This is a genomic window from Kocuria sp. CH-021, from assembly GCF_049716185.1.
GTDB classification, from domain to species: Bacteria; Actinomycetota; Actinomycetes; order Actinomycetales; family Micrococcaceae; genus Kocuria; species Kocuria cellulosilytica.
Genome location: NZ_JBNAFK010000001.1, coordinates 120,522 through 139,666, shown reverse-complemented (window position 1 = coordinate 139,666; position 19,145 = coordinate 120,522). Strand labels below are relative to the sequence as shown.

The following is a 19,145-nucleotide window of genomic DNA, read 5'->3' as shown; positions in this document are numbered from 1 at the left end:
ACGGGGCCGGGGCTCGGAGGTGCTCAGATCGGCATCACCCAGTCGGTGACGAGCTCGGCCTGGACCCACGAGACGAACGCGGTCCAGGCTCCCGTGACCATGAGCAGGCCGACCAGCACGAGCAGGCCGCCCCCGGCGCGCTGGATGCCCAGGCGGTGCCGGCGGAAGACGCCCATGGCGCCCATGCCCCGGCGCAGGGCCATGGCCAGGACCAGGAACGGCACGCCCAGGCCCAGGCAGTAGGCGACCGTGAGGACGGCCGCCTTGCCGGTCGAGGCGCCGTCCACGTAGACGAGTGCCTGCACGGCCGCGAAGGTGGGGCCGATGCACGGCGCCCAGCCGAGGCCGAACGTCACGCCGAGCAGGGGGGCGCCCCAGAGCCCGGGCGGGGGGCGGCGCTCGATCTTGCGGTCCCGCTGGAAGAAGGAGAACCCGCCGAGGAACACGACGCCCATGAGCATCACGAGGGCGCCGAGGACCACGGTGATCCAGTTCTGCCCCAGGAACCAGGCGTAGGCGCCCAGCTGGGCCAGGAGCACGGACATCAGCAGGAACACGGCGGAGAAGCCGAGGACGAACAGCGTGATCCCCGCGAGCACGCGGCCGCGCCGCTGCTCCTGCAGGTCCGCGCCGGTCAGGCCGGTGACGTAGCCGAGGTAGCCGGGCACGAGGGGCAGCACGCACGGGGAGGCGAAGGAGACGAGACCGGCGAGCAGCGCCACGGGCAGCGCGACGAGGAGGGAGCCGTCGAGGACGATCTCGGCGAAGGGGTTGCCTGCCGTCATGCCGCCTCGGCCACCGTGTCCTCGAGGAGGGTCTCGAGCACGGAGCGGTCCGCGATGCCGAGGATGCGGGCGGCCACCCGCCCCTGGGCGTCGAGCACGAGGGTGGTGGGCACGGCCTGCGGCGGCACGTAGGCGCTCAGCGCCATGAGCACGCCCCCGTCCTTGTCCTCGAAGGAGGGGTACGGGATCTCGAAGGTGCGCTCGAACGCCCGGGCGGTGGCCTGCTCGTCGCGCAGGTTCACCCCGTAGAAGGCGGCCTGTCCCTCGAACCGCTCGGCGAGCTCGCGGAGGTCGGGGGCCTCGACCCGGCACGGGGCGCACCCTGCGTACCAGAAGTTCAGCAGGGCCGGCTTCCCGCGCAGGTCCTCGGCGGAGAGGGCCGTGCCGTCGAAGAGCGTGCCGGAGAACTGCACCGGCTCCCCCCGCTCGGCGGCCGGGTACTCGGAGACCGTGCCGTCCCCGGCGATGTAGCCCTTCTGGTCCCCCGAGTTCGCCTGCTGGGCCAGGGAGTCCTCCTCCGTGCACCCGGCGAGGGCGAGCCCGAGGACGCCGAGGCCCGCGAGCGAGAGCACGCGGCGGCGGGACGGGCGGGAGGAGGGCGAGGGGCGGGAGGTCACGGGCGGATCACCTGGTGCTCTGGACGGGACGGGGAGGGCGGCGGCGCCCGGTCATTATGAACCGGGAAGCTGGTTGACCCCTGGGTAGAGGGCGGCCGCGGGCTCGGTGTAGACCACCCGGGGCGGGCGGCCGGCGTCGAGGTCGTCGAAGACGAGCGACGTGATGGATGCGAGGTTGCACTGCCGCCGGCGGGGGTCGTGCGGCAGGGGACGTCCCTCGGCGGAGCGCCGGGTGAGCCAGATCGGCAGCTGGTGGGACACCAGCACGGCCTCGGCGCCGCTGCCGCCGCGCTCCACGGCGGTGCGCCCGGCGTCCAGCACGGCCTCCGCCATGCGCGCGACCTGCTGCCGGTAGGGCTCGCCCCAGGACGGGCGCAGGGGGTTGCGCAGGTGCGGCCAGTGCCGGGGCCTGAGCAGCTCGGGGACGTCCACGTGCAGGCCCTCGAAGTGGTTGTGGGCCTCGATGACGCGCTCGTCCGGGTGCACCGGCAGGCGCAGCTCCCGGGCCACGGGAGCGGCCGTCTCCCGCGCCCGCTGCAGCGGGGAGGAGACGAGGTGGACGATGTGCGAGCCGGTGTTCACGCGGCGGGCGAGCTCCGCGGCGGCGGCCTCCGCCATGCGCGCGCCCAGCTCCGTGAGGCCGTAGCTGGGCATCCTGCCGTAGACGATGCGGTCCGGGTTGAGGACCTGGCCGTGGCGCAGCAGATGGACCGTCGAGGAGGGCATGGCTCCCATGATCCCAGACCGGGCGCACCGGCCCCAAAACGGTGGCGGCTCAGCCGGCCAGGCGCTCGCGCAGCAGCCGGGCGAGGCGCCGCTCGTCGATCTGCCAGAAGTCGCGCGGGACGCCGTCGACGAGCACCACGGGGATCTCCTCGGCGTGCCGGCGGGCCAGTTCGGGGTCGGTGTCGACGTCGACCTCCGCCCAGCCCAGGCCCAGCGCGGAGGTGACCCGGCCCACGGACTCCCGGGCGGCCTCGCAGAGGTGGCACCCCGGGCGGGTGAGGAGGGTCACGGCGGGAGGCTGCGGAGGGGTCATGGGGCCATGCTACGACCCCGTCGGAGCGTCCCGGGAACGCACCGGGGCCGCCGTCCAGGAGTGGACGGCGGCCCCGGTGGCGCGCTCAGCGCAGGGTCACTTCTTGTTGCGGCGCTGGTGACGGGTCTTGCGGAGCAGCTTGCGGTGCTTCTTCTTGGACATCCGCTTGCGGCGCTTCTTGATCACTGAACCCATAGGATCCCTCGCATCTTCATGTCTCGGTGGTGGTCCCCGGGAGCTCCGCGCGACAGGCGGGAACCGGGGGTGCCGGCCTGCGGACGGTGACAGCCGGGCAAACGTTCACTGACACCCTACCGTCTCGGACGGAAATTGCTGCATTCGGCCCGGCCGCGGACGCCTCAGGCGCTGCGGGGCACCTGCGCGGGGCCGCCGCCGGGCTCGTCCGCGGTGGGCTCCCGCGGCTCCGCCGCGGCGCCGGGCGGGTTGAGCTCGGCGGGCGCGTCCGGCGCGGGGCCCGGGGTGCGCTGCTCCTGGTCGGGGTCCACCCCGGCCTCGCGGTACTGGTACTCGATGTGCTCGGCCACCAGCCGGGACGCGAGCCGGCGGTCGCCGGCCGCCACGGCGGAGTAGATGGCGTGGTGCTCCGCGCGCAGCCGCTCGGAGGTGGTGCTCCACAGGGGCACGTGGCCCACGAGGGCCATCGTGTACTCGTAGATCGAGTCCCGCAGGGAGGACATCAGGGCCGAGACCACCGAGTTGCCGGCGGTCTTGCACAGGGCGATGTGGAAGCTCACCTCGAGGTGGTGGAACTCCTTGAGGGACAGGTCGTCCCGGGCCATCTGCTCGAGCAGCGCCCGCAGCTCCGCCATGGCCGGGTGCTCCGGGTCCGAGCGCTCCAGGGCCCACGTCTCGAGCAGCACCCGGGTCTCCACGATGTCCCGCAGCGGGTAGTCCGAGGTGGCCATGTGCAGCTGCAGCGCGGGACCCGCGGAGGCCGCCGGCTCCCGCACCAGCATGGGCAGGATCGACTTGCGCGGGCCGTCGAAGAGCCGCACGATGCCCTGGGCCTCCAGGGTCTTGAGCGCCTCCCGCATGGTGCTGCGGGACACGCGGTGGATGGCCGCGAGGTCGCGGTCCGAGGGCAGTTGTTGGCCCAGCACGAGATGGCCGTCGAACAGCTCGTTCTCCAGCCACTGCAGGACCTGCCGATGCGTTGCCATAGTCTCCAGGGTAGGACCACCGCGGCCCTCCGTGGGGCGATCGCGGGTCCGGACGTGTCGGAAGTGCGGTCCGCGGCCGGTCCGGGCCCCGTGGGACCCGGACCGGCCGGGGCTCAGATGAGGCCCTGCGCCATCATGGCGCCGGCCACCTTGACGAAGCCTGCGATGTTCGCGCCGGCCACGTAGTTGCCGGGCATGCCGTAGTCCTCGGCGGTCTCGGCGCACGTGTCGTGGATCGACTTCATGATCTGGCCGAGCCGCTCCTCCGTGTACTCGAAGGTCCAGGAGTCGCGGGAGGCGTTCTGCTGCATCTCCAGCGCGGAGGTGGCCACACCGCCGGCGTTGGCCGCCTTGCCCGGGCCGAAGAGCACGTCCGCCTCCTGGAACAGCCGGGTGGCCTCGCCGGTGGTGGGCATGTTGGCGCCCTCCGCCACGGCGAGCACGCCGTGCTCGAGCAGCTTCTTGGCGTGGGAGCCGTCCAGCTCGTTCTGGGTGGCGCACGGCAGGGCCACGGTGCCGGGGACGTCCCACACGGAGCCCTTCCCGATGAACCGGGCGCGGCCGCCGCGGCGCTCGGCGTACTCGGAGATCCGGCCGCGCTCGACCTCCTTGACCTCCCGGAGCAGGTCCAGCTCGATGCCGTCCGGGTCCACCACGTAGCCGCTGGAGTCCGAGGCGGTGACCACGGTGGCGCCCAGCTGCTGCGCGCGGTGGATCGCGAAGGTCGCCACGTTGCCGGAGCCGGAGACCAGCACGGTCTGTCCGTCGAAGGACTTCCCGCGGGTCCGCAGCATCTCCTCGGCGAACATCACGGTGCCGTAGCCGGTGGCCTCGGTGCGCACCAGGGAACCGCCCCAGCTGAGGCCCTTGCCGGTGAGGACGCTGGACTCGTACCGGTTGGTGATGCGCTTGTACTGGCCGAACAGGTAGCCGATCTCGCGCCCGCCCACGCCGATGTCACCGGCGGGGACGTCGGTGTACTCGCCGATGTGGCGGTAGAGCTCGGTCATGAAGGACTGGCAGAAGCGCATGATCTCCGCGTCGGAGCGCCCGCTCGGGTCGAAGTCCGAGCCGCCCTTGCCGCCGCCGATGGGCATGCCCGTGAGGGCGTTCTTGAAGATCTGCTCGAAGCCCAGGAACTTCACGATGCCCAGGTACACGGACGGGTGGAAGCGCAGGCCGCCCTTGTAGGGCCCGAGCGCGGAGTTGAACTCCACGCGGAAACCGCGGTTGATGTGCACGCGGCCCTGGTCGTCGGTCCACGGGACGCGGAAGATGATCTGCCGCTCCGGCTCGCAGATCCGCTCGAGCACCGCGGCGTCGAGCAGTTCGGGGTGGCGCGCGACCACGGGCCCCAGGGAGTCGAAGACCTCGTCCACGGCCTGGTGGAACTCCACCTCTCCTGGATTGCGGGCGAGTACGGCCTGGCGGATCGGGTACAGGTCCTCGTGCATGGTGCTCCTCGTTCGGATCGGGTGGGCCGGACCGGTCACCGCCGCGGGTTCCTGGTGCGGCGGCGCAGGCCGGAGAGGCTGGACAGGATGTCCGCGGCGCGGGCCCCCGCCCCCTTGGTCGGGCGGGCGGGCCTGCCGTCGGACGGCTCCGGACCGCGCTCGACGGCCGGCTCCGTGCCGGCCACGGCGGCCGTCGCGGGAGCCGGCTCGGCGTCCGCGAAGCCGCTCCCGGGCGTCACCTCCGTGTCCCGCGCGGTCGTCCCGACCGCGTCGGCCCCCGTGGTCACGGCGACGACGGCGGCCACCGTGGCGTCGTCCGGGGCGCGCGTCGGCGCGGCCGCCTCGCGGGCCGCCCCGCCCACGACCTCGTGGACCCATGCGGTGACCTCGGCCAGCGGCTCCGGCTGCACGGCGTAGAGACGTCGCTGCCCCTGTGCCTCCATGGACACCATACCGGCCTCGCGCAGGATCTTCAGATGCTTGGAGACGGTGGGCTGGGACACTCCCAGCTCGTCCACGAGGTCCCCCACGGGTCGTTCGCCGTCCTTGAGCGCGGTGAGGATCCCTCGCCTGGTCTTGTCGGCGATCACCGCGAACACGTCGTTGTTGCCCATCCGAACACTGTAAACGGGATGCCGTGCGGCTCCCGGCACCGGCACGTCCGCGCCGCCGCGACCGCCGGCGCGGTCGCTCCCGCGCTCGCCGGGGCCCGCGGGCGAGGCGCTCAGTCGAACCACGGATCCAGCCCCCACTGGGGGAAGACCTCCTTGCGGGTCGCCATGATGGTCCGGTCCGTCTCGTCGTTCGGGTCGAAGCCCACCTCCCAGGAGCGCCACCACAGGTCCACCTCGTCGCCCATGACCCGCGGCGCGTCGGCGCCGTAGCGTTCGCGCACGTACTCGCGCCACGGCTGCGGCACCGCGGTGCGCACGTCGATCGGGTGGCCCGCGGCCACGCCGACCAGGTGCGTCCAGGACCGGGGCACCACGTCGTAGCAATTGTACCCGCCCCCGCCGGTGGCGATCCACCGGCCCTCGCACAGCTCGTGGGCCAGCCCGGCCACGGCCACGGCGGTCTGCCGCTGCGCGTCCACGCTGACCCGCAGGTGGGTGAGCTCGTCCGCGAAGTGGGAGTCGCAGCCGTGCTGGCTCACGATCACCTCGGGCCCGAACTGGCGCAGCAGGGGAGGGACCACGGCGTCGAAGGCGCGCAGCCACATCGAGTCGTCGGAGGCCGTGGGCATCGCCACGTTCACGGAGTGCCCCTCGGCCTCCCCGCGGCCGGTCTCGTTGGCGAAGCCCGTGCCCGGGAACAGGGTCAGGCCCGTCTCGTGCAGCGAGATGGTGAGGACGCGGGGGTCGCCGTAGAAGATCGACTGCGTCCCGTCGCCGTGGTGGCCGTCGACGTCCACGTAGGCCACCCGCCGGACCCCCTGGTCGAGCAGGTGCTGGACCGCCACGGCGCAGTCGTTGTAGATGCAGAAGCCGCTGGCCTTCTCGGCGTGGGCGTGGTGCATCCCGCCCCCGAAGTTCACGGCGTGCACCGCCTCCCCCGCGAGCACGGCCGCCGCCCCCTGGTAGGAGCCGCCCACGAGCCGGGCGCTCGCCTCGTGCACCCCCGGATAGGCGGGGGTGTCCTCGGTGCCGAGCCCGCACTCCGGGATCTCCACGGAGGGGTCGGCGCTGACGGCCCGGACCGAGTCCACGTAGTGCTGCGGGTGGACGAGGTTGAGGACCTCGTCCGGGGCCACCTCCGGCGCCTCCACGGTGACGTTGTCCCGCCGGTCGAGGCCGAACTCCTGGACCAGGCGGTAGGTGGCCTCGAGCCGCGACGGGTGCATCGGGTGGTGGTCGCCGAAGTTGTACTCGAGCAGGGCGGGGTCCCAGAACAGTCGGGTGGGGTACGGGGCGCCGGGCCCGGGTGTAGCAGGAGTCACACCGATCATTAGACCACCCGGGACGCCGGACGGGGTCCCGGGGCCCGCCCGCGCCCGCCTATGTGTCGACACGCCCGTGCGCGGCCGGCAGTGCGATACTGTCAGCGGTCGCGGCGGCCGTCGGGCCGCCCCGCCTCGCCCCGGCGGCCCGGACACCAGGAGGAGGACCCGTGAGCAACCTGCAGCGCGGTTCCTGGATCCGCCCGGAGGAGCGCGGCCGGTTCTGGCTGCTCACCTCGCTGCGCGACCTCGTGGACCGGATCGCGGCGTCCTCCCCGGCGAGGCTGGCGCTCATCGTCTTCGCCGTCGTGGTCGCCGCCTTCTCCCTGCTGCTGTGGCTGCCGGTCTCGGCCGCCCCCGGGATCGACACCTCGCTGGAGGACGCCGTGTTCACGGCGACGTCCGCCGTCACCGTGACGGGCCTGACCACGGTCCCCACCGGTGCGAACTGGTCCTTCTTCGGGCAGTTCGTCATCATGGTCGCGATGCAGATCGGCGGGCTGGGCACCCTGACGATGACGTCGATCCTGGCGCTCGCCGTGGGCCGCAAGCTCGGTCTCCGCTCGCGGCTGCTGACGCAGGAGGCGCTCAACATCGGGCGGCTCGGCGAGGTCGGCTCGCTCCTGCAGATCATCGTGCTGACGTCCGTGAGCATCGAGGCGGTGCTCGCCGCCGTCCTCACCGTCGGCTTCCTCGTCGAGGGCGAGCCGTTCCTCCTGGCCCTGTGGCAGGGCGTCTTCTACGCGATCTCGGCGTTCAACAACGGCGGCTTCGTGCCCAACGAGGCCGGCCTCGGGCCCTACACCACGGCGTGGCTGATCGTCGTGCCCATCGCCCTCGGGGTGTTCATCGGCTCCCTCGGCTTCCCCGTGGTCCTGGTGGTGCGGCAGGTCGGGCTGCGGTTCACCCGGTGGAACCTCAACACGAAGCTCACCGTGACGACCACGACGGCGCTGCTCGTGCTGGCCTGGATCATGTACACCGCGTTCGAGTGGTCCAACCCGGGGACGCTGCGGGACCTCCCCGTGGGCGAGAAGATCTTCAACGGGTTCTTCTCCTCGGTCAACATGCGCTCCGGGGGCTTCGCCCTCGTGGACACCAACAGCGAGCTGCCGCAGACCCTGCTGATGACGGACGCCATGATGTTCGCGGGCGGCGGCTCGGCGTCCACGGCCGGCGGCATCAAGGTCACCACGCTCGCCGTCCTGTTCCTCGCGGTCCTGGCCGAGGCCCGCGGCGACCGGTCCGTCATCGCGTTCTACCGCACCATCCCCGAGGAGGCGTTGCGGATCGCGATCTCGGTCACCATGATGGGGGCCACGATCGTGCTGGTGGCCTGCGGGATCCTGCTGGCCGTCTCGGACGCGCCGCTGGACCGGGTGCTCTTCGAGGTGATCTCGGCCTACGCCACGTGCGGGCTGAGCGTGGGACTGTCCGCGGAGCTGCCGCCGGAGGGCAAGTACGTGCTCGCGGCGACCATGTTCGTCGGGCGCATCGGCATCACCACCGTGGCCGCCGCCCTGGCGCTGCGCTCGCGCCGGCGCCTGTACAAGTACCCCGAGGAAAGGCCCATCATTGGCTGACCGTTCGTCCCACAGCGTCCCCGTGCTCGTGATCGGCCTCGGCCGCTTCGGCACGGCCACCGCGCTCCAGCTGGCCCGCCAGGGCCGGGAGGTCCTGGGCGTGGAGCGGGACGCCCAGCTCGTCCAGAAGCTCTCGGGGCAGCTCACGCACGTGGTCGAGGCCGAGGCCACCGACATCGACGCCCTGCGCCAGCTGGGGGCGGCCGAGTTCGACTCGGCCGTGGTGGGCGTCGGCACGTCCATCGAGTCGAGCGTGCTGATCACGGCGAACCTCGTGGACCTCGGCGTGAGCCGGATCTGGGCGAAGGCCATCACGCCCTCGCACGGCAAGATCCTCTCCCGCATCGGGGCGCACCACGTGATCTTCCCCGAGGCGGACGCGGGGCGGCGCACGGCGCACCTCGTCTCGGGCCGGCTGCTGGACTACATCGAGTTCGACGACGACTTCGCGATCGTCAAGATGTATCCGCCGCGGGAGGTGCAGGGCTTCACGCTGGGCGACTCCAACGTCCGCTCGAAGTACGGCGTGACCGTGGTGGGCGTGAAGTCCCCGGGTGAGGACTTCACCTACGCCCGCCCCGACACCAAGGTCACCTCGCGCGACCTGCTGATCGTCTCGGGGCACGTGGACCTGCTGGAGCGCTTCGCGGCCCGCCCCTGAGCCCGGGGTCCCCCCGGCGCCGGCTCAGTCGCTGAACTCGCGCGTGAGCTCCGCCGAGCGGTCCGCGGAGGCGCGGGCGGCGGAGGCGACGAGGTCCTCGAAGCCGTTCTCCTGGAAGGTCGTGATGGCCCGGTCCGTGGTGCCCTTGGGGCTGGTGACCGCCTTGCGCAGGGCCGCGGGGTCGGCCTCCGCGGGGCGCAGCAGCTCCCCGGCGCCGGAGACGGTCTCCTTCGCGAGGACCCGCGCCACGTCCGCCGACAGTCCCATCCGCTCCCCCGCGTGCTGCATGGCCTCCGCCAGCAGGAACACGTAGGCGGGCCCGGAGCCCGAGACCCCGGTCACGGCGTCCACCTGCTCCTCCGGGACCTCGACCACGGTGCCCACGGCCTCGAGCACCCGGCGCACGGCCTCCGTCTGCTCCGGGGCGGTGGCGCTGCCCGGGGTCACCGAGACGACCCCGCGGCCCACGCTGGAGGGCGTGTTCGGCATCGTGCGCACCACCGGCTGGCCGGCGGGGAGGGCGCGCTCCAGGGCGCCGACGGAGATCCCCGCGGCCACCGACGCCACGACCGTGCCGGGGCGCAGCGCGGGGGCGATCTCGCGGGCGAGCTCGAGGATGCCGACGGGCTTCACCCCGAGCAGCACGACGTCCGCCTCCTGCGCGGCCCGCCGGTTCGCCTCGGGGTCCTCCCCGGTGACGTAGGGCCGCACGCCCGTCTCGTCCTCGAGCCGGCGGGCGCTCTCCGCGGAGCGGACGGTGGCCCGGATCCGGTCGACGGGCACGCCGGAGGCCAGCACCCCCCGCAGGATGGAACCGTTCATGGAGCCGCAGCCCAGGAAGGCGAGCACAGGAGTCATGGTCGGTGAGGTCCTCTCATCGGTGGCAGTGGAACGGTGGAACGGGAACGGTCGGACGGGAACGGTCGGAGTGGAACGGTGGAACGGGAACGGTCGGACGGGAACGGTCGGAGTGGAACGGTGGCACGGGAGCGGTCGGGCGCGGGGCGGGCGGGGCGGTGGGCTCGGGCCGGCGGGCGCCCCGGGAGTCAGCCGTCGCCGACCCCGGTGGCCTCGGCGCTGTCGGCACCGGCAGGGCCCCCGGTGCCGCCCGAGCTCCCGGTGCCGCCGGGCTCAGCAGCGCCGCCGGGCTCAGCAGCGCCGCCGGGCTCAGCAGTGCTGCCGGGCTCGGCAGTGCTGCCGGGCTCGGCGGAGCTGTCGGCGTCGTCGGACAGGCTCGTGTGCCGGCGGGCGAACTCGAGGGACTCCGCGAGCCACTGGGTGCGCTCCTCGGGGCTCTTCGAGCGGCGGGTCGAGACCTCGACCCCGATGATGCCCTGCCACCGGGTGGAGGCGAGGTGCCGGAGGGACTCGGCGACGGGCTGGACGCCGTGGCCCGGGAGCAGGTGCTCGTCCGCCGTGGTCTCGCCCGAGCCGTCGGTCAGGTGCACGTGGCCGAGCCGGGGGCCCAGCTCCTGGATGGCGGCCAGGGAGTCCATCCGGGCGGTCGCGGCGTGCGAGAAGTCCCACGTCACCCAGTCGTAGTCCTGGCCCAGCGGGCTGTAGTGGGGGGCGTAGACCACGGTGTCGCGGCCGCGGACCCGCCAGGGGTACATGTTCTCCACGGAGATCTTCACGCCCGTGGCCTGGGAGACCACCCGCACGCCCTCCACGAAGTTCGCGGCGTACCGTCGCTGCCAGCGGAAGGGCGGGTGGACCACGACGACCTCCGCGCCCACCTGCTCGGTGAGGGCGGCGGCCATCTGGATCTTGGTCCACGACTTGCCCCACACCTGCTGGGTGAGCAGGAGGGTGGGCGCGTGGATGGTCGAGATGGGGAGCTGGTGGCGCTGCACGAGATCCTGCAGCTGGTGGGTGAGCTGGCTCATCCGCTCGTGCGTGACGAGCACCTCGACACTGTCGTAGCCCAGCTCCACGGCGGCCTCGAAGGTCTCCGGGACCCCGAGCGGGTAGAGGGAGCTGGTGGACAGCGCCACGTGGGGGCGGTACGGCTCCGCGGCGGGGCCCGGCTGCTCGCTCATGCCGCACCCACCAGGTGCCGGGGGTCCACGGTGCGGACGTCGGAGTGGCTGTTCAGCTGGTCCAGCCGGCGCAGGATCAGCCCCTCGCGCAGCGCCCACGGGCAGATCCGGATCGACTCGACGCCGTAGGCGTCCATGGCGGACTCGGCCACCACGGCCCCGGCGAGGATCTGGTGCGCCCGGGTGGGCGAGACCCCGGGCATCTCGGCGCGCTCGTCCGGGGTCATCGCCTCCATCCGGCGGGTCCACAGCCGCAGGTCCTCCAGGTGCAGGGTCCGCGGGACGTAGGGCCCCATGGCGTAGGGCGCGGCCCCGCAGATCCGGGCCAGGGAGCGGAAGGTCTTCGAGGTGCCGGCCACGCAGGTGGGCTCCCCCGCCGCCCGGACCTTCGCGACCGCGGGCTTGAGCTCCTGGCGCACGTGCTTGCGCAGCGCCTTCATCTCCTTGGGGGTCGCGAGGTCACCGGCGATGAACGTGCGGGTGAGACGCCCCGCGCCCAGCGGCACGGAGGTCGCCACGGTGGGCAGCGCGTTGTCGCCCAGGGCCATCTCGAAGGAGCCGCCCCCGATGTCGAGGTCCAGGACGGTCCCCGCGCCCCAGCCGAACCAGCGGCGCACCGCGAAGAACGTCACGGCCGCCTCCTGGTCCCCGGCCAGCTCCGTGAGGGTGACGCCGGAGCGGGACTGCACGTGGTCCAGCACCTCCGCCCCGTTGCCGGCCTCGCGGATCGCGGAGGTCGCGAACGCCAGGAAGTCCTCGGCCCGGTTGTCCACGGCGAAGTCCCGGGCCTCGATCACGAAGGCGGTGAGGGCGTCCCGGCCGGCGTCGGAGATGCGGCCGTCCGCGTCGAGGTACTGCACGAGCCGCAGGCCGAGCTTGTGGGACGCGTACGGCTCGGGCCGCGAGCCGGGGTAGACGTCGAGCAGGAGGAGGTGGACGGTGTTCGACCCCACGTCGAGGACTCCGAGACGCATGCCGTGGTGCTCCTTCGAGTTCCGTGTCCGCCCCGCGCGCGGGACGGCTCAGCCCTTGGACCCGGCGCGGGCGGGCTTGGCCGCCGCGGGCTTCTTGGCCGTGCTCTTCTTCGTGCCGGTCTTCGTCGTGCCCTTGGCCGAGGACCGCGCCGTCTTCTTCGGGGCGGGGCCCTGGGCGCGCTTCTCCGCGAGCAGCTGGCTCGCGCGCGCCGGGGTGATCTGCTCCACCGTCTCGCCGCGCGGAACCGTCACGTTGGTCTCCCCGTCGGTGATGTACGGACCGAAGCGACCGTCCTTGATCACCATGGGCCGCTCCGTGATCTGGTCGGTGCCCAGGTCCGCGAGCGGCGGCTTCGCGCTGCCGCGGCCGCGCTGCTTCGGCTGGGCGTAGATCTTCAGGGCCTCGTCGAGGGTGACCGTGAACAGCTGCTCCTCGGACTGCAGCGAGCGCGAGTCGCCGCCCTTCTTGAGGTATGGGCCGAACCGGCCGTTCTGCACCGTGATCTCGTTGCCCTCGGCGTCCGTGCCCAGCGTGCGCGGCAGGGACAGGATCTTGAGGGCGTCCTCGAGGGTCACGTCCTGCAGGGTCATCGTGGAGAGCAGGGACCCCGTGCGGGGCTTCTCCTTGACCGGCTTCTTCGGGGGCTTGGGCTTGCCGTTCTTGTAGTACTCGACGGGCTGGGCCGCGAGCTCCTCGGCGGTGGGCTCGGGGATCACCTCGGTGACGTAGGGCCCGTAGCGGCCGTCCTTGGCCACGATGGTGCGCCCGGTCACGGGGTCGCGGCCGAGTTCGCGGCCGTCGGCCTTGCCGGTCTCGATGAGCTCGCGGGCCTTGTCGGGCGTGAGCTCGTCGGGGGCGAGGTCCTCCGGCACGTTGGCCCGGACCGGGTCGGTGAGCTCCCCGGTCTCCGGGTCCAGGGTCCCGGCCACCTCGAGGTAGGGGCCGAACTTGCCGACCCGCAGGGTGATGTCCTCGGTCACGGGGATCGAGTTCACGGCGCGCGCGTCGATCTCGCCGAGGTCGTCGACGATGGGCTTGAGCCCGTTCTCGTGGCCCTGGGAGCCGAAGTAGAAGTCCTGCAGCCAGTCGGTGCTGTCCTCCTCGCCGCGGGCGATCCGGTCGAGGCCCTCCTCCATCTCCGCCGTGAAGTCGTAGTCCACGTAGTCGGAGAAGTGCTCCTCGAGCAGGCGCACCACGGAGAACGCGGTCCACGAGGGGATGAGCGCGGAGCCCCGCACCCGGACGTAGCCGCGGTCCATGATCGTCGAGATGACGGCCGCGTAGGTCGAGGGCCGGCCGATGCCGAGCTCGTCGAGGACCTTGACCAGGGACGCCTCGGTGTAGCGGGGCGGGGGCGAGGTGCGGTGCCCGTCCGCCTCGACGTCGGTGGCGTCCAGGCGGTCGCCCTCCGCCATCCGCGGGAGCCGCTTGTCCCCGTCCTTGCCGCCGTCCTTGTCGGTGGCGGGGTCCTCGTCCCGGCCCTCCTCGTAGGCGGCCAGGAAGCCGCGGAAGGTGATGACGGTGCCGGACGCGGAGAACTCGGCGTCCCGGCCGGTGGACGAGGTCGCCCCGAGCCGCACGGTCGCCGTCGAGCCCTTGGCGTCGGCCATCTGGGAGGCCACGGTGCGCTTCCAGATCAGCTCGTAGAGCCGGTAGGCGTCCGCGGAGAGCTCGCCGCGGACCTGGTTGGGGGTGCGGAAGGAGTCCCCGGCGGGGCGCACGGCCTCGTGCGCCTCCTGCGCGTTCTTCGACTTGGAGCTGTAGAGCCGCGGGGAGCCGGGCACGAAGTCCGCGCCGTAGAGCTCCGTGGCCTGGCGCCGGGCGGCCGTGACCGCCTGGTCCGACAGCGCCACGGAGTCGGTGCGCATGTAGGTGATGTAGCCGTTCTCGTACAGCTTCTGCGCCACCTGCATGGTGGTCCGGGACGTGAAGCGCAGCTTGCGCGCCGCCTCCTGCTGCAGCGTGGAGGTGGTGAACGGCGCGGCCGGGCGGCGGGTGTAGGGCTTGGTCTCCAGCGACCGGACCGTGAACGCCGCGTCCTCGAGGCCGGCGGCCAGCTCGCGGGCGGCCTGCTCGTCGAGGTGCGCGAGCTTGTCGACGGCGCCCTTGAGCACGCCGTCGTCGCCGAAGTCGCGGCCCCCGGCCACCCGCTTGCCGTCCACGGAGGAGAGCCGGGCGCTGAAGGCGGTGCCGGCGTCCTCGCCGTCGGTGCGGGCGAAGGTCCCGCTGAGGTCCCAGTAGTCGGCGGGCACGAAGGCCATGCGCTGCCGCTCCCGCTCCACCACCAGGCGCGTGGCCACGGACTGCACGCGCCCTGCGGACAGGCCGGAGGCGATCTTGCGCCACAGCACCGGGGAGATCTCGTAGCCGTAGAGCCGGTCCAGGATGCGCCGGGTCTCCTGCGCGTCGACCAGGTCCTGGTCGAGCTCGCGCAGCTCGCCGAAGGCCCGCTCGATGGCCTCGCGGGTGATCTCGGGGAAGGTGAGCCGGTAGACGGGGACCTTGGGCTTGAGCACCTCCAGGAGGTGCCACGCGATCGCCTCCCCCTCGCGGTCGCCGTCGGTGGCGAGGTAGAGGGCGTCGGCGTCCTTGAGCTTGCGCCGGAGCTCGGTGACCTTCTTCTTCTTGTCCGGGTTGACCACGTAGTACGGCTCGAAGCCGTGCTCCACGTCCACCGCGAACTTGCCGTAGGGCCCCTTCTTGAGCTCCGCCGGCAGCTCCGAGGGCTGCGGGAGATCACGGATGTGCCCCATCGAGGACTCGACCTCGTAGGCGTCGCCGAGGTACCCGGCGATGGTCTTGACCTTCGAGGGGGACTCCACGATGAGCAGGCTCTTGCCCGTTCCGGGGCTCTGGGTGGCCTTCGTTGGCACGGTACTCCTTGCTGCGCTCCGCGGTGCCGCGGGCCGCGGCGCTGCTGGACGTCGGGTCGAACGGGCGGGCGTCGGCCCGCCGTTGCGCTCCACCATAACGCCTCACCGCCGTCGGTCCCCGCCCGGTGGCCCGGCCGGGGGCCGCGGCGGCTCCCGGACCGGGCGCCCGGCCGCCCGGGGCCCGGACGGCTCCGATCGGCCGGGCCGCGGCCGGGGCCGCGCTCAGGAGGGGTAGCGCTCGGGCTCGGCGCCGATCGTGAACTCGCGGCCGGTGGCGGTCTCCACGTCGATGACCACGAAGTTGTACTTGAGCGTGGGCGCCCACGGCTTCAGCGGCAGCTCCTCCGCGGCGTCCACCTCGGCACGGGTCTCGAGCCGCCGGGCCCGCCCGTGCACCACCACGGAGCGCACGACGTCGTCCTCCGAGACCTCGTCGATCTCGAACGCCACCTGGTCGTTGACGATCAGGCTCGAGAGCTTGGAGCCCTGGGCGGTGCGGAAGTACAGCTTGTGCTGGTGCACCACGTAGTTCACGGGGAAGATGTCCACGAGTCCGGCCGCCTCGACGGCGAGCCGCCCGAACGGGTGCTTCTCGAGGAGCTGCCAGACGGCGTCCTTGTCGAGGGTCTTGATGGGGCTCAGGTTGTCTCCGATGCTCATGCCCCCATCCTTCCACCCCGGCGGCCGCGGCGCCGCCTGCTCATCCGCCCACAGCTCCTGCGCCCGCGAGGCCGCCCACAGCTCCCGTGCCCGCGACGCCGTCCACGGCCCCGACCGCCCCGGCACCGCCCGGGACGCCGCCGGGAACGGCCCGGCACGGCCGCTCACGCCGAAGACGGCCGCTCACGCCGGGGACGGCACCGGTTCCTGCGGCACGAGGAAGCCGTCGAGCACGAGGTGGCGGACCTCCTCGGTCAGCCGCTGCCGCTCCTCGCCGGCCCAGTCCAGCAGGGCGGCGAGCGCCCCGAGGATCTGCCGGGCGCTCAGCTCGCCGTCGCACGCCCCGGCGAAGCCGGCGGCCTCGCTCGAGAGCACCACGGTCCGGCGCAGCCCGGCCCCCTGCCGGAGCAGGATCACGCCGGGGTGCTCCGCGCCGGGACGCTGGTGGCGCTCCTCGGTGACGTCCTCGGGGGCCACGAGCCGGGCGTCGAGCCAGTCCTGCGGGTGCGCCGCGAGCCAGTCGGCCCGTTCCCACGCGGCGGCGAGCGCCGGGGCCAGCGGCTGCTGGACCGGGTGGGGGACGTGCTCGAAGCGGCGCAGCACGTCCCCGGGGCGGGTGCGCGCCGGGCGGCGGAGGCGGATCATCCCGAAGCCCACGGCCTCGACGCCGCGGGCGGCGAAGTCGTCGAGGTAGGCGCGGTAGGCGCGCTCGTAGTGCTCGAGGTCGCGGGACTCCGCCGCGTCCCGCAGCCACGTCTCGGCGTACTCCTCCGGGGTGGCCAGCTCCCGCTGGACGAACCACGCGTCCACCTCCTCGGGAACCCACTGCTCGGGCCGCAGCGCCCAGCGCTCGGCGGCCGGGCGGGCGTCCCCCGGCGGCGGGGCGAGCACCTCCCAGTTGCCGAGCAGGTGGGCCGTGGCCCCGGGGGCCATGACCGCGGGGAGCTCGCGCACGAGGTCGGCCACGATCCGGTCCCCGGGCAGGCCGCCGTCCCGGTAGGTGTAGCGGTCCTGCGGGGCCTCACCGGCGGGGCGCGGGGTGATCACGAACGGCGGGTTGGACACCACGAGGTCGAACTGCTCGCCGCGCACGGGCTCGAGCAGGGAGCCCGCCCGCAGGCTCACCCGGTCCTCCAGCCGGCCGGGGTCGATGCCGAGGGCCTCCGCGTTGAGCAGCAGGTTGAACCGGGTGAAGCCCAGCGCCCGGTCCGAGACGTCGGTCGCGGTGACGTGCCCCGCGTGCGCCAGGAGGTGGAACGCCTGGATGCCGCAGCCGGTCCCCAGGTCCAGCGCCCGGTCCACCCGGCGGCGGTCGGTGGTCTGGGCCAGCGTCAGGGACGCCTGCCCGATGCCCAGGACGTGGTCCCGGCGCAGCGCACCGGGCCGCTGGGACTCGCCCAGGTCGCTCGCGACGTAGAGCTCCGTCCCGTCGTCGGAGGCGTGGGGGCGCAGGTCCACGGTGGAGCGCAGCCCGCCCGCCGTCTCCTCGGCGAGGCCCAGGCCCAGGAGCTGCTCGGGGCGCACCGGGGCGGGCTCGAGCGTCTCCGCGGGGACGGTGCGCCCCAGCAGGAAGAGGGTGGTGATCCCGGCGAGGGCCCGGTCCGGGTGCCCGGGGGTGCGGAGGGCCGGCTCGAGCACCCGCAGGGCGGGCACCGCCTGGTCCCGCGCGAGCGCGTCCATGGCGGCCTCCCCCAGCAGCTCCGCCACGCGGTCGTGGGTGAAGCCCGTGCGGCGGAGGGCGTCGTGCAGGGCGGCCGGTGCCCGCGGGTCGTCCGAGACGGGCGTGCCCGGGACCCGGGAGAAGGCCGGGACCGCGGGGCCGGTGGCGTCCGGGCTCATGCGGCGCTCCCCGGGGCGGGCACGAGGCCCGGGGCGGGCAGGGAGGCGACCGGGGCGTCGTCGTCGGGCGCCGGGGCGGCCCCGCACCCCGCGGGGCAGGTGAGCTGCGGGTGCTCGGCCTGGCACGCGGGGCACGCGAGGACGAGGGCGCGGCAGGACGCGTCCGCGCAGTTGACGAAGCGGTTCGCGGGCCCGGCGCACCGGTCGCAGCGCCCGATCGTGACCGCGGCCGGGGTGAACGGCACGTGCATGCGCCGGTCGAAGACGTAGAGGGAGCCCTCCCACAGCCCCCGGTCCCCGCGCTCGCGCCCGTACGCGGCGATGCCGCCGTCGAGCTGGTAGACCTCCTCGAAGCCGCGCTCGCGCATCAGCGCGGAGAGCACCTCGCAGCGGATCCCGCCGGTGCAGTAGGTGACCACGGGCCGCGTTCTCAGGTGGTCGTACTTCCCGGAGTCCAGCTCGGCCACGAAGTCGCGGGTGTGCGCCACGTCCGGGACCACGGCCCCGCGGAAGCGCCCGATCCGCGCCTCGTGGGCGTTGCGGCCGTCGAAGAACACGACGTCCTCGCCCCGGCGGGCCACGAGCTCGTCCACCTCGGCGGGGGCCAGGCGGGTGCCGCCGCCCACGACGCCGTGCTCGTCGACCCGGAGCTCGCCCGGCGCGCCGAAGGACACGAGCTCGTCGCGGACCTTGACCGACAGCCGCGGGAAGTCCTCGGCCGAGCCGTCCGACCACGTGAACACCGTGTCCCGGAAGCCGGGATAGGAGCGGGTGGCCCGGGTGTACTGCTTGAGCGCCCCGACCTCACCGCCCACGGTGGCGTTGAGCCCGTGCGGGGACACGATGATCCGGCCGCGCAGGCCCAGGCCCGTGCACAGGGCGCGCTGCCAGAGCATCACGGCCGTGGGGTCGGGGAGCGGGGTGAAGACGTAGTGCAGGACGATCCGGTGCTGTGCCACGGGTCCAGGCTACAAGCGCGGCGGGGCCCCCGGCGCCGGGCCGGGCACCGGTCCGCGGTGCGGGGTCAGTGGCCCAGGTGGAACACGCGGCCGGTGACCTTCGTGGGGACCACCTCGACGTACTCGAGCTTGGTGGTCTCCAGCCACGGCCGCAGCGGCAGCTCGTCCACCCGGGCGGTCTCCTCCGGATCGGTCAGCTGGCGGGCGGTGCCGCGCACGATCACGGACCACGCCTCCCCGCCCTGCGCCTGGTCGACCTGCACGGCCACGTGCTCGTTGAGCACCAGGTGCAGCAGCTTGGTGCCCTTGGCCGTGCGGAAGTAGATCTTCCCGTCGTCGGCCACGAGGTTGATCGGGGTGATCTCGATCTCGTCGCCGTCCATGGTGGCGATCCGACCGAAGCGGGCGCTGTAGAGGTGCTCCCAGCACTGCTCCGGGGACAGCTCCGTGACCGGGGGCCGGTGCGCGCGGGCCTCCTTGTCGGGGTTGCGCCCGGAGATGTTCATGGGGTTGCTCATGCGGTCATTCTGGCACGCGGGCTCCA

At 73.4% G+C, this 19,145-nt stretch carries 18 protein-coding genes and 1 pseudogene; 2 read left to right on the top strand and 17 right to left on the bottom strand.

Annotated features, from left to right (window positions below):
• Nucleotides 1–23: 23 nt before the first annotated feature.
• The 9 genes from ACPYN7_RS00625 to ACPYN7_RS00585 all read right to left on the bottom strand — a co-directional run bounded on the left by ACPYN7_RS00625 (nucleotide 24) and on the right by ACPYN7_RS00585 (nucleotide 7,021).
• The gene (locus tag ACPYN7_RS00625; protein WP_058872432.1) at nucleotides 24–785 is read right to left on the bottom strand and encodes a cytochrome c biogenesis CcdA family protein; all 762 of its coding nucleotides are present in this window, start codon (nucleotides 783–785) and stop codon (nucleotides 24–26) included.
• Complete coding sequence (locus tag ACPYN7_RS00620; protein ID WP_424346386.1) at nucleotides 782–1,402, bottom strand: TlpA family protein disulfide reductase; 621 nt, start codon at nucleotides 1,400–1,402, stop codon at nucleotides 782–784. Before ACPYN7_RS00620 ends, ACPYN7_RS00625 begins: the two co-directional genes overlap by 4 nt.
• A gap of 54 nt (nucleotides 1,403–1,456) precedes the next feature.
• Nucleotides 1,457–2,128: a histidine phosphatase family protein gene (locus ACPYN7_RS00615; protein ID WP_424346385.1), complete on the bottom strand. Its 672-nt coding sequence runs from the start codon at nucleotides 2,126–2,128 to the stop codon at nucleotides 1,457–1,459.
• 49 nt (nucleotides 2,129–2,177) lie between these two features.
• Nucleotides 2,178–2,441 carry a glutaredoxin family protein gene (locus ACPYN7_RS00610; protein WP_058872429.1) on the bottom strand — a complete coding sequence of 88 codons (264 nt, stop codon included), beginning with the start codon at nucleotides 2,439–2,441 and terminating at the stop codon, nucleotides 2,178–2,180.
• Between the two features lie 96 nt (nucleotides 2,442–2,537).
• Nucleotides 2,538–2,636: a 30S ribosomal protein bS22 gene (locus ACPYN7_RS00605; RefSeq protein WP_005504750.1), complete on the bottom strand. Its 99-nt coding sequence runs from the start codon at nucleotides 2,634–2,636 to the stop codon at nucleotides 2,538–2,540.
• A gap of 164 nt (nucleotides 2,637–2,800) precedes the next feature.
• Nucleotides 2,801–3,622 (bottom strand): FadR/GntR family transcriptional regulator, encoded by an 822-nt coding sequence (locus tag ACPYN7_RS00600; RefSeq protein WP_424346384.1) that lies wholly within the window; start codon nucleotides 3,620–3,622, stop codon nucleotides 2,801–2,803.
• Nucleotides 3,623–3,735: 113 nt separating this feature from the next.
• Nucleotides 3,736–5,076, bottom strand: a complete 1,341-nt coding sequence (gdhA, locus tag ACPYN7_RS00595; RefSeq protein ID WP_058872427.1) for an NADP-specific glutamate dehydrogenase — start codon at nucleotides 5,074–5,076, stop codon at nucleotides 3,736–3,738.
• A 35-nt stretch (nucleotides 5,077–5,111) separates the two neighbouring features.
• A complete protein-coding gene (locus ACPYN7_RS00590) occupies nucleotides 5,112–5,690 on the bottom strand; it encodes an ArsR/SmtB family transcription factor (RefSeq protein ID WP_424346383.1) in 579 nt (192 codons plus the stop codon).
• Between the two features lie 110 nt (nucleotides 5,691–5,800).
• A complete protein-coding gene (locus ACPYN7_RS00585) occupies nucleotides 5,801–7,021 on the bottom strand; it encodes an acetoin utilization protein AcuC (RefSeq protein ID WP_424346382.1) in 1,221 nt (406 codons plus the stop codon).
• A 161-nt stretch (nucleotides 7,022–7,182) separates the two neighbouring features.
• On the opposite strand from ACPYN7_RS00585, the gene ACPYN7_RS00580 reads away from it, so the two are divergent.
• Nucleotides 7,183–8,595, top strand: a complete 1,413-nt coding sequence (locus tag ACPYN7_RS00580; protein ID WP_424346381.1) for a TrkH family potassium uptake protein — start codon at nucleotides 7,183–7,185, stop codon at nucleotides 8,593–8,595.
• Nucleotides 8,588–9,256, top strand: a complete 669-nt coding sequence (locus ACPYN7_RS00575) for a potassium channel family protein (protein ID WP_017832491.1) — start codon at nucleotides 8,588–8,590, stop codon at nucleotides 9,254–9,256. The genes ACPYN7_RS00580 and ACPYN7_RS00575 overlap by 8 nt, the downstream gene beginning before the upstream one ends.
• A 24-nt stretch (nucleotides 9,257–9,280) precedes the next feature.
• Here ACPYN7_RS00575 and proC read toward each other — a convergent pair whose 3' ends face one another.
• The 8 genes and pseudogenes from proC to ACPYN7_RS00535 all read right to left on the bottom strand — a co-directional run bounded on the left by proC (nucleotide 9,281) and on the right by ACPYN7_RS00535 (nucleotide 19,119).
• Entirely contained in the window at nucleotides 9,281–10,114 is an 834-nt protein-coding gene (gene proC, locus ACPYN7_RS00570) for a pyrroline-5-carboxylate reductase (protein WP_424346380.1), read from the bottom strand.
• A 371-nt stretch (nucleotides 10,115–10,485) separates the two neighbouring features.
• Nucleotides 10,486–11,295, bottom strand: a pseudogene (locus tag ACPYN7_RS00565) (sugar phosphate isomerase/epimerase family protein); the annotation flags it as partial.
• On the bottom strand, nucleotides 11,292–12,269 hold the full coding sequence (locus ACPYN7_RS00560; RefSeq protein ID WP_424346379.1) for a Ppx/GppA family phosphatase: 978 nt from the start codon (nucleotides 12,267–12,269) through the stop codon (nucleotides 11,292–11,294). The pseudogene ACPYN7_RS00565 and the gene ACPYN7_RS00560, both read right to left, overlap by 4 nt.
• A gap of 48 nt (nucleotides 12,270–12,317) precedes the next feature.
• Complete coding sequence (gene topA, locus ACPYN7_RS00555) at nucleotides 12,318–15,143, bottom strand: type I DNA topoisomerase (RefSeq protein ID WP_424346378.1); 2,826 nt, start codon at nucleotides 15,141–15,143, stop codon at nucleotides 12,318–12,320.
• 222 nt (nucleotides 15,144–15,365) lie between these two features.
• On the bottom strand, nucleotides 15,366–15,803 hold the full coding sequence (locus tag ACPYN7_RS00550) for a pyridoxamine 5'-phosphate oxidase family protein (protein WP_058872421.1): 438 nt from the start codon (nucleotides 15,801–15,803) through the stop codon (nucleotides 15,366–15,368).
• A 183-nt stretch (nucleotides 15,804–15,986) separates the two neighbouring features.
• Entirely contained in the window at nucleotides 15,987–17,642 is a 1,656-nt protein-coding gene (locus ACPYN7_RS00545; protein WP_424346377.1) for a DUF7059 domain-containing protein, read from the bottom strand.
• Nucleotides 17,639–18,601, bottom strand: coding sequence for a rhodanese-related sulfurtransferase (locus tag ACPYN7_RS00540; RefSeq protein ID WP_424346376.1), 963 nt, complete (start codon nucleotides 18,599–18,601; stop codon nucleotides 17,639–17,641). The genes ACPYN7_RS00545 and ACPYN7_RS00540 overlap by 4 nt, the downstream gene beginning before the upstream one ends.
• A 65-nt stretch (nucleotides 18,602–18,666) precedes the next feature.
• On the bottom strand, nucleotides 18,667–19,119 hold the full coding sequence (locus ACPYN7_RS00535) for a pyridoxamine 5'-phosphate oxidase family protein (RefSeq protein ID WP_231738225.1): 453 nt from the start codon (nucleotides 19,117–19,119) through the stop codon (nucleotides 18,667–18,669).
• Nucleotides 19,120–19,145: the final 26 nt, after the last annotated feature.

Bases quoted from the DNA above. Each gene is read 5' to 3' on its own strand.
- ACPYN7_RS00545 (WP_424346377.1), bottom strand. From the start codon at position 17,642: ATGAGCCCGGACGCCACCGGCCCCGCGGTCCCGGCCTTCTCCCGGGTC.
- ACPYN7_RS00550 (WP_058872421.1), bottom strand. From the start codon at position 15,803: ATGAGCATCGGAGACAACCTGAGCCCCATCAAGACCCTCGACAAGGAC.
- ACPYN7_RS00590 (WP_424346383.1), bottom strand. From the start codon at position 5,690: ATGGGCAACAACGACGTGTTCGCGGTGATCGCCGACAAGACCAGGCGA.
- ACPYN7_RS00600 (WP_424346384.1), bottom strand. From the start codon at position 3,622: ATGGCAACGCATCGGCAGGTCCTGCAGTGGCTGGAGAACGAGCTGTTC.
- ACPYN7_RS00605 (WP_005504750.1), bottom strand. From the start codon at position 2,636: ATGGGTTCAGTGATCAAGAAGCGCCGCAAGCGGATGTCCAAGAAGAAG.
- ACPYN7_RS00585 (WP_424346382.1), bottom strand. From the start codon at position 7,021: ATGATCGGTGTGACTCCTGCTACACCCGGGCCCGGCGCCCCGTACCCC.
- ACPYN7_RS00560 (WP_424346379.1), bottom strand. From the start codon at position 12,269: ATGCGTCTCGGAGTCCTCGACGTGGGGTCGAACACCGTCCACCTCCTC.
- proC (WP_424346380.1), bottom strand. From the start codon at position 10,114: ATGACTCCTGTGCTCGCCTTCCTGGGCTGCGGCTCCATGAACGGTTCC.
- ACPYN7_RS00625 (WP_058872432.1), bottom strand. From the start codon at position 785: ATGACGGCAGGCAACCCCTTCGCCGAGATCGTCCTCGACGGCTCCCTC.
- ACPYN7_RS00535 (WP_231738225.1), bottom strand. From the start codon at position 19,119: ATGAGCAACCCCATGAACATCTCCGGGCGCAACCCCGACAAGGAGGCC.
- ACPYN7_RS00610 (WP_058872429.1), bottom strand. From the start codon at position 2,441: ATGACCCCTCCGCAGCCTCCCGCCGTGACCCTCCTCACCCGCCCGGGG.
- gdhA (WP_058872427.1), bottom strand. From the start codon at position 5,076: ATGCACGAGGACCTGTACCCGATCCGCCAGGCCGTACTCGCCCGCAAT.
- ACPYN7_RS00615 (WP_424346385.1), bottom strand. From the start codon at position 2,128: ATGCCCTCCTCGACGGTCCATCTGCTGCGCCACGGCCAGGTCCTCAAC.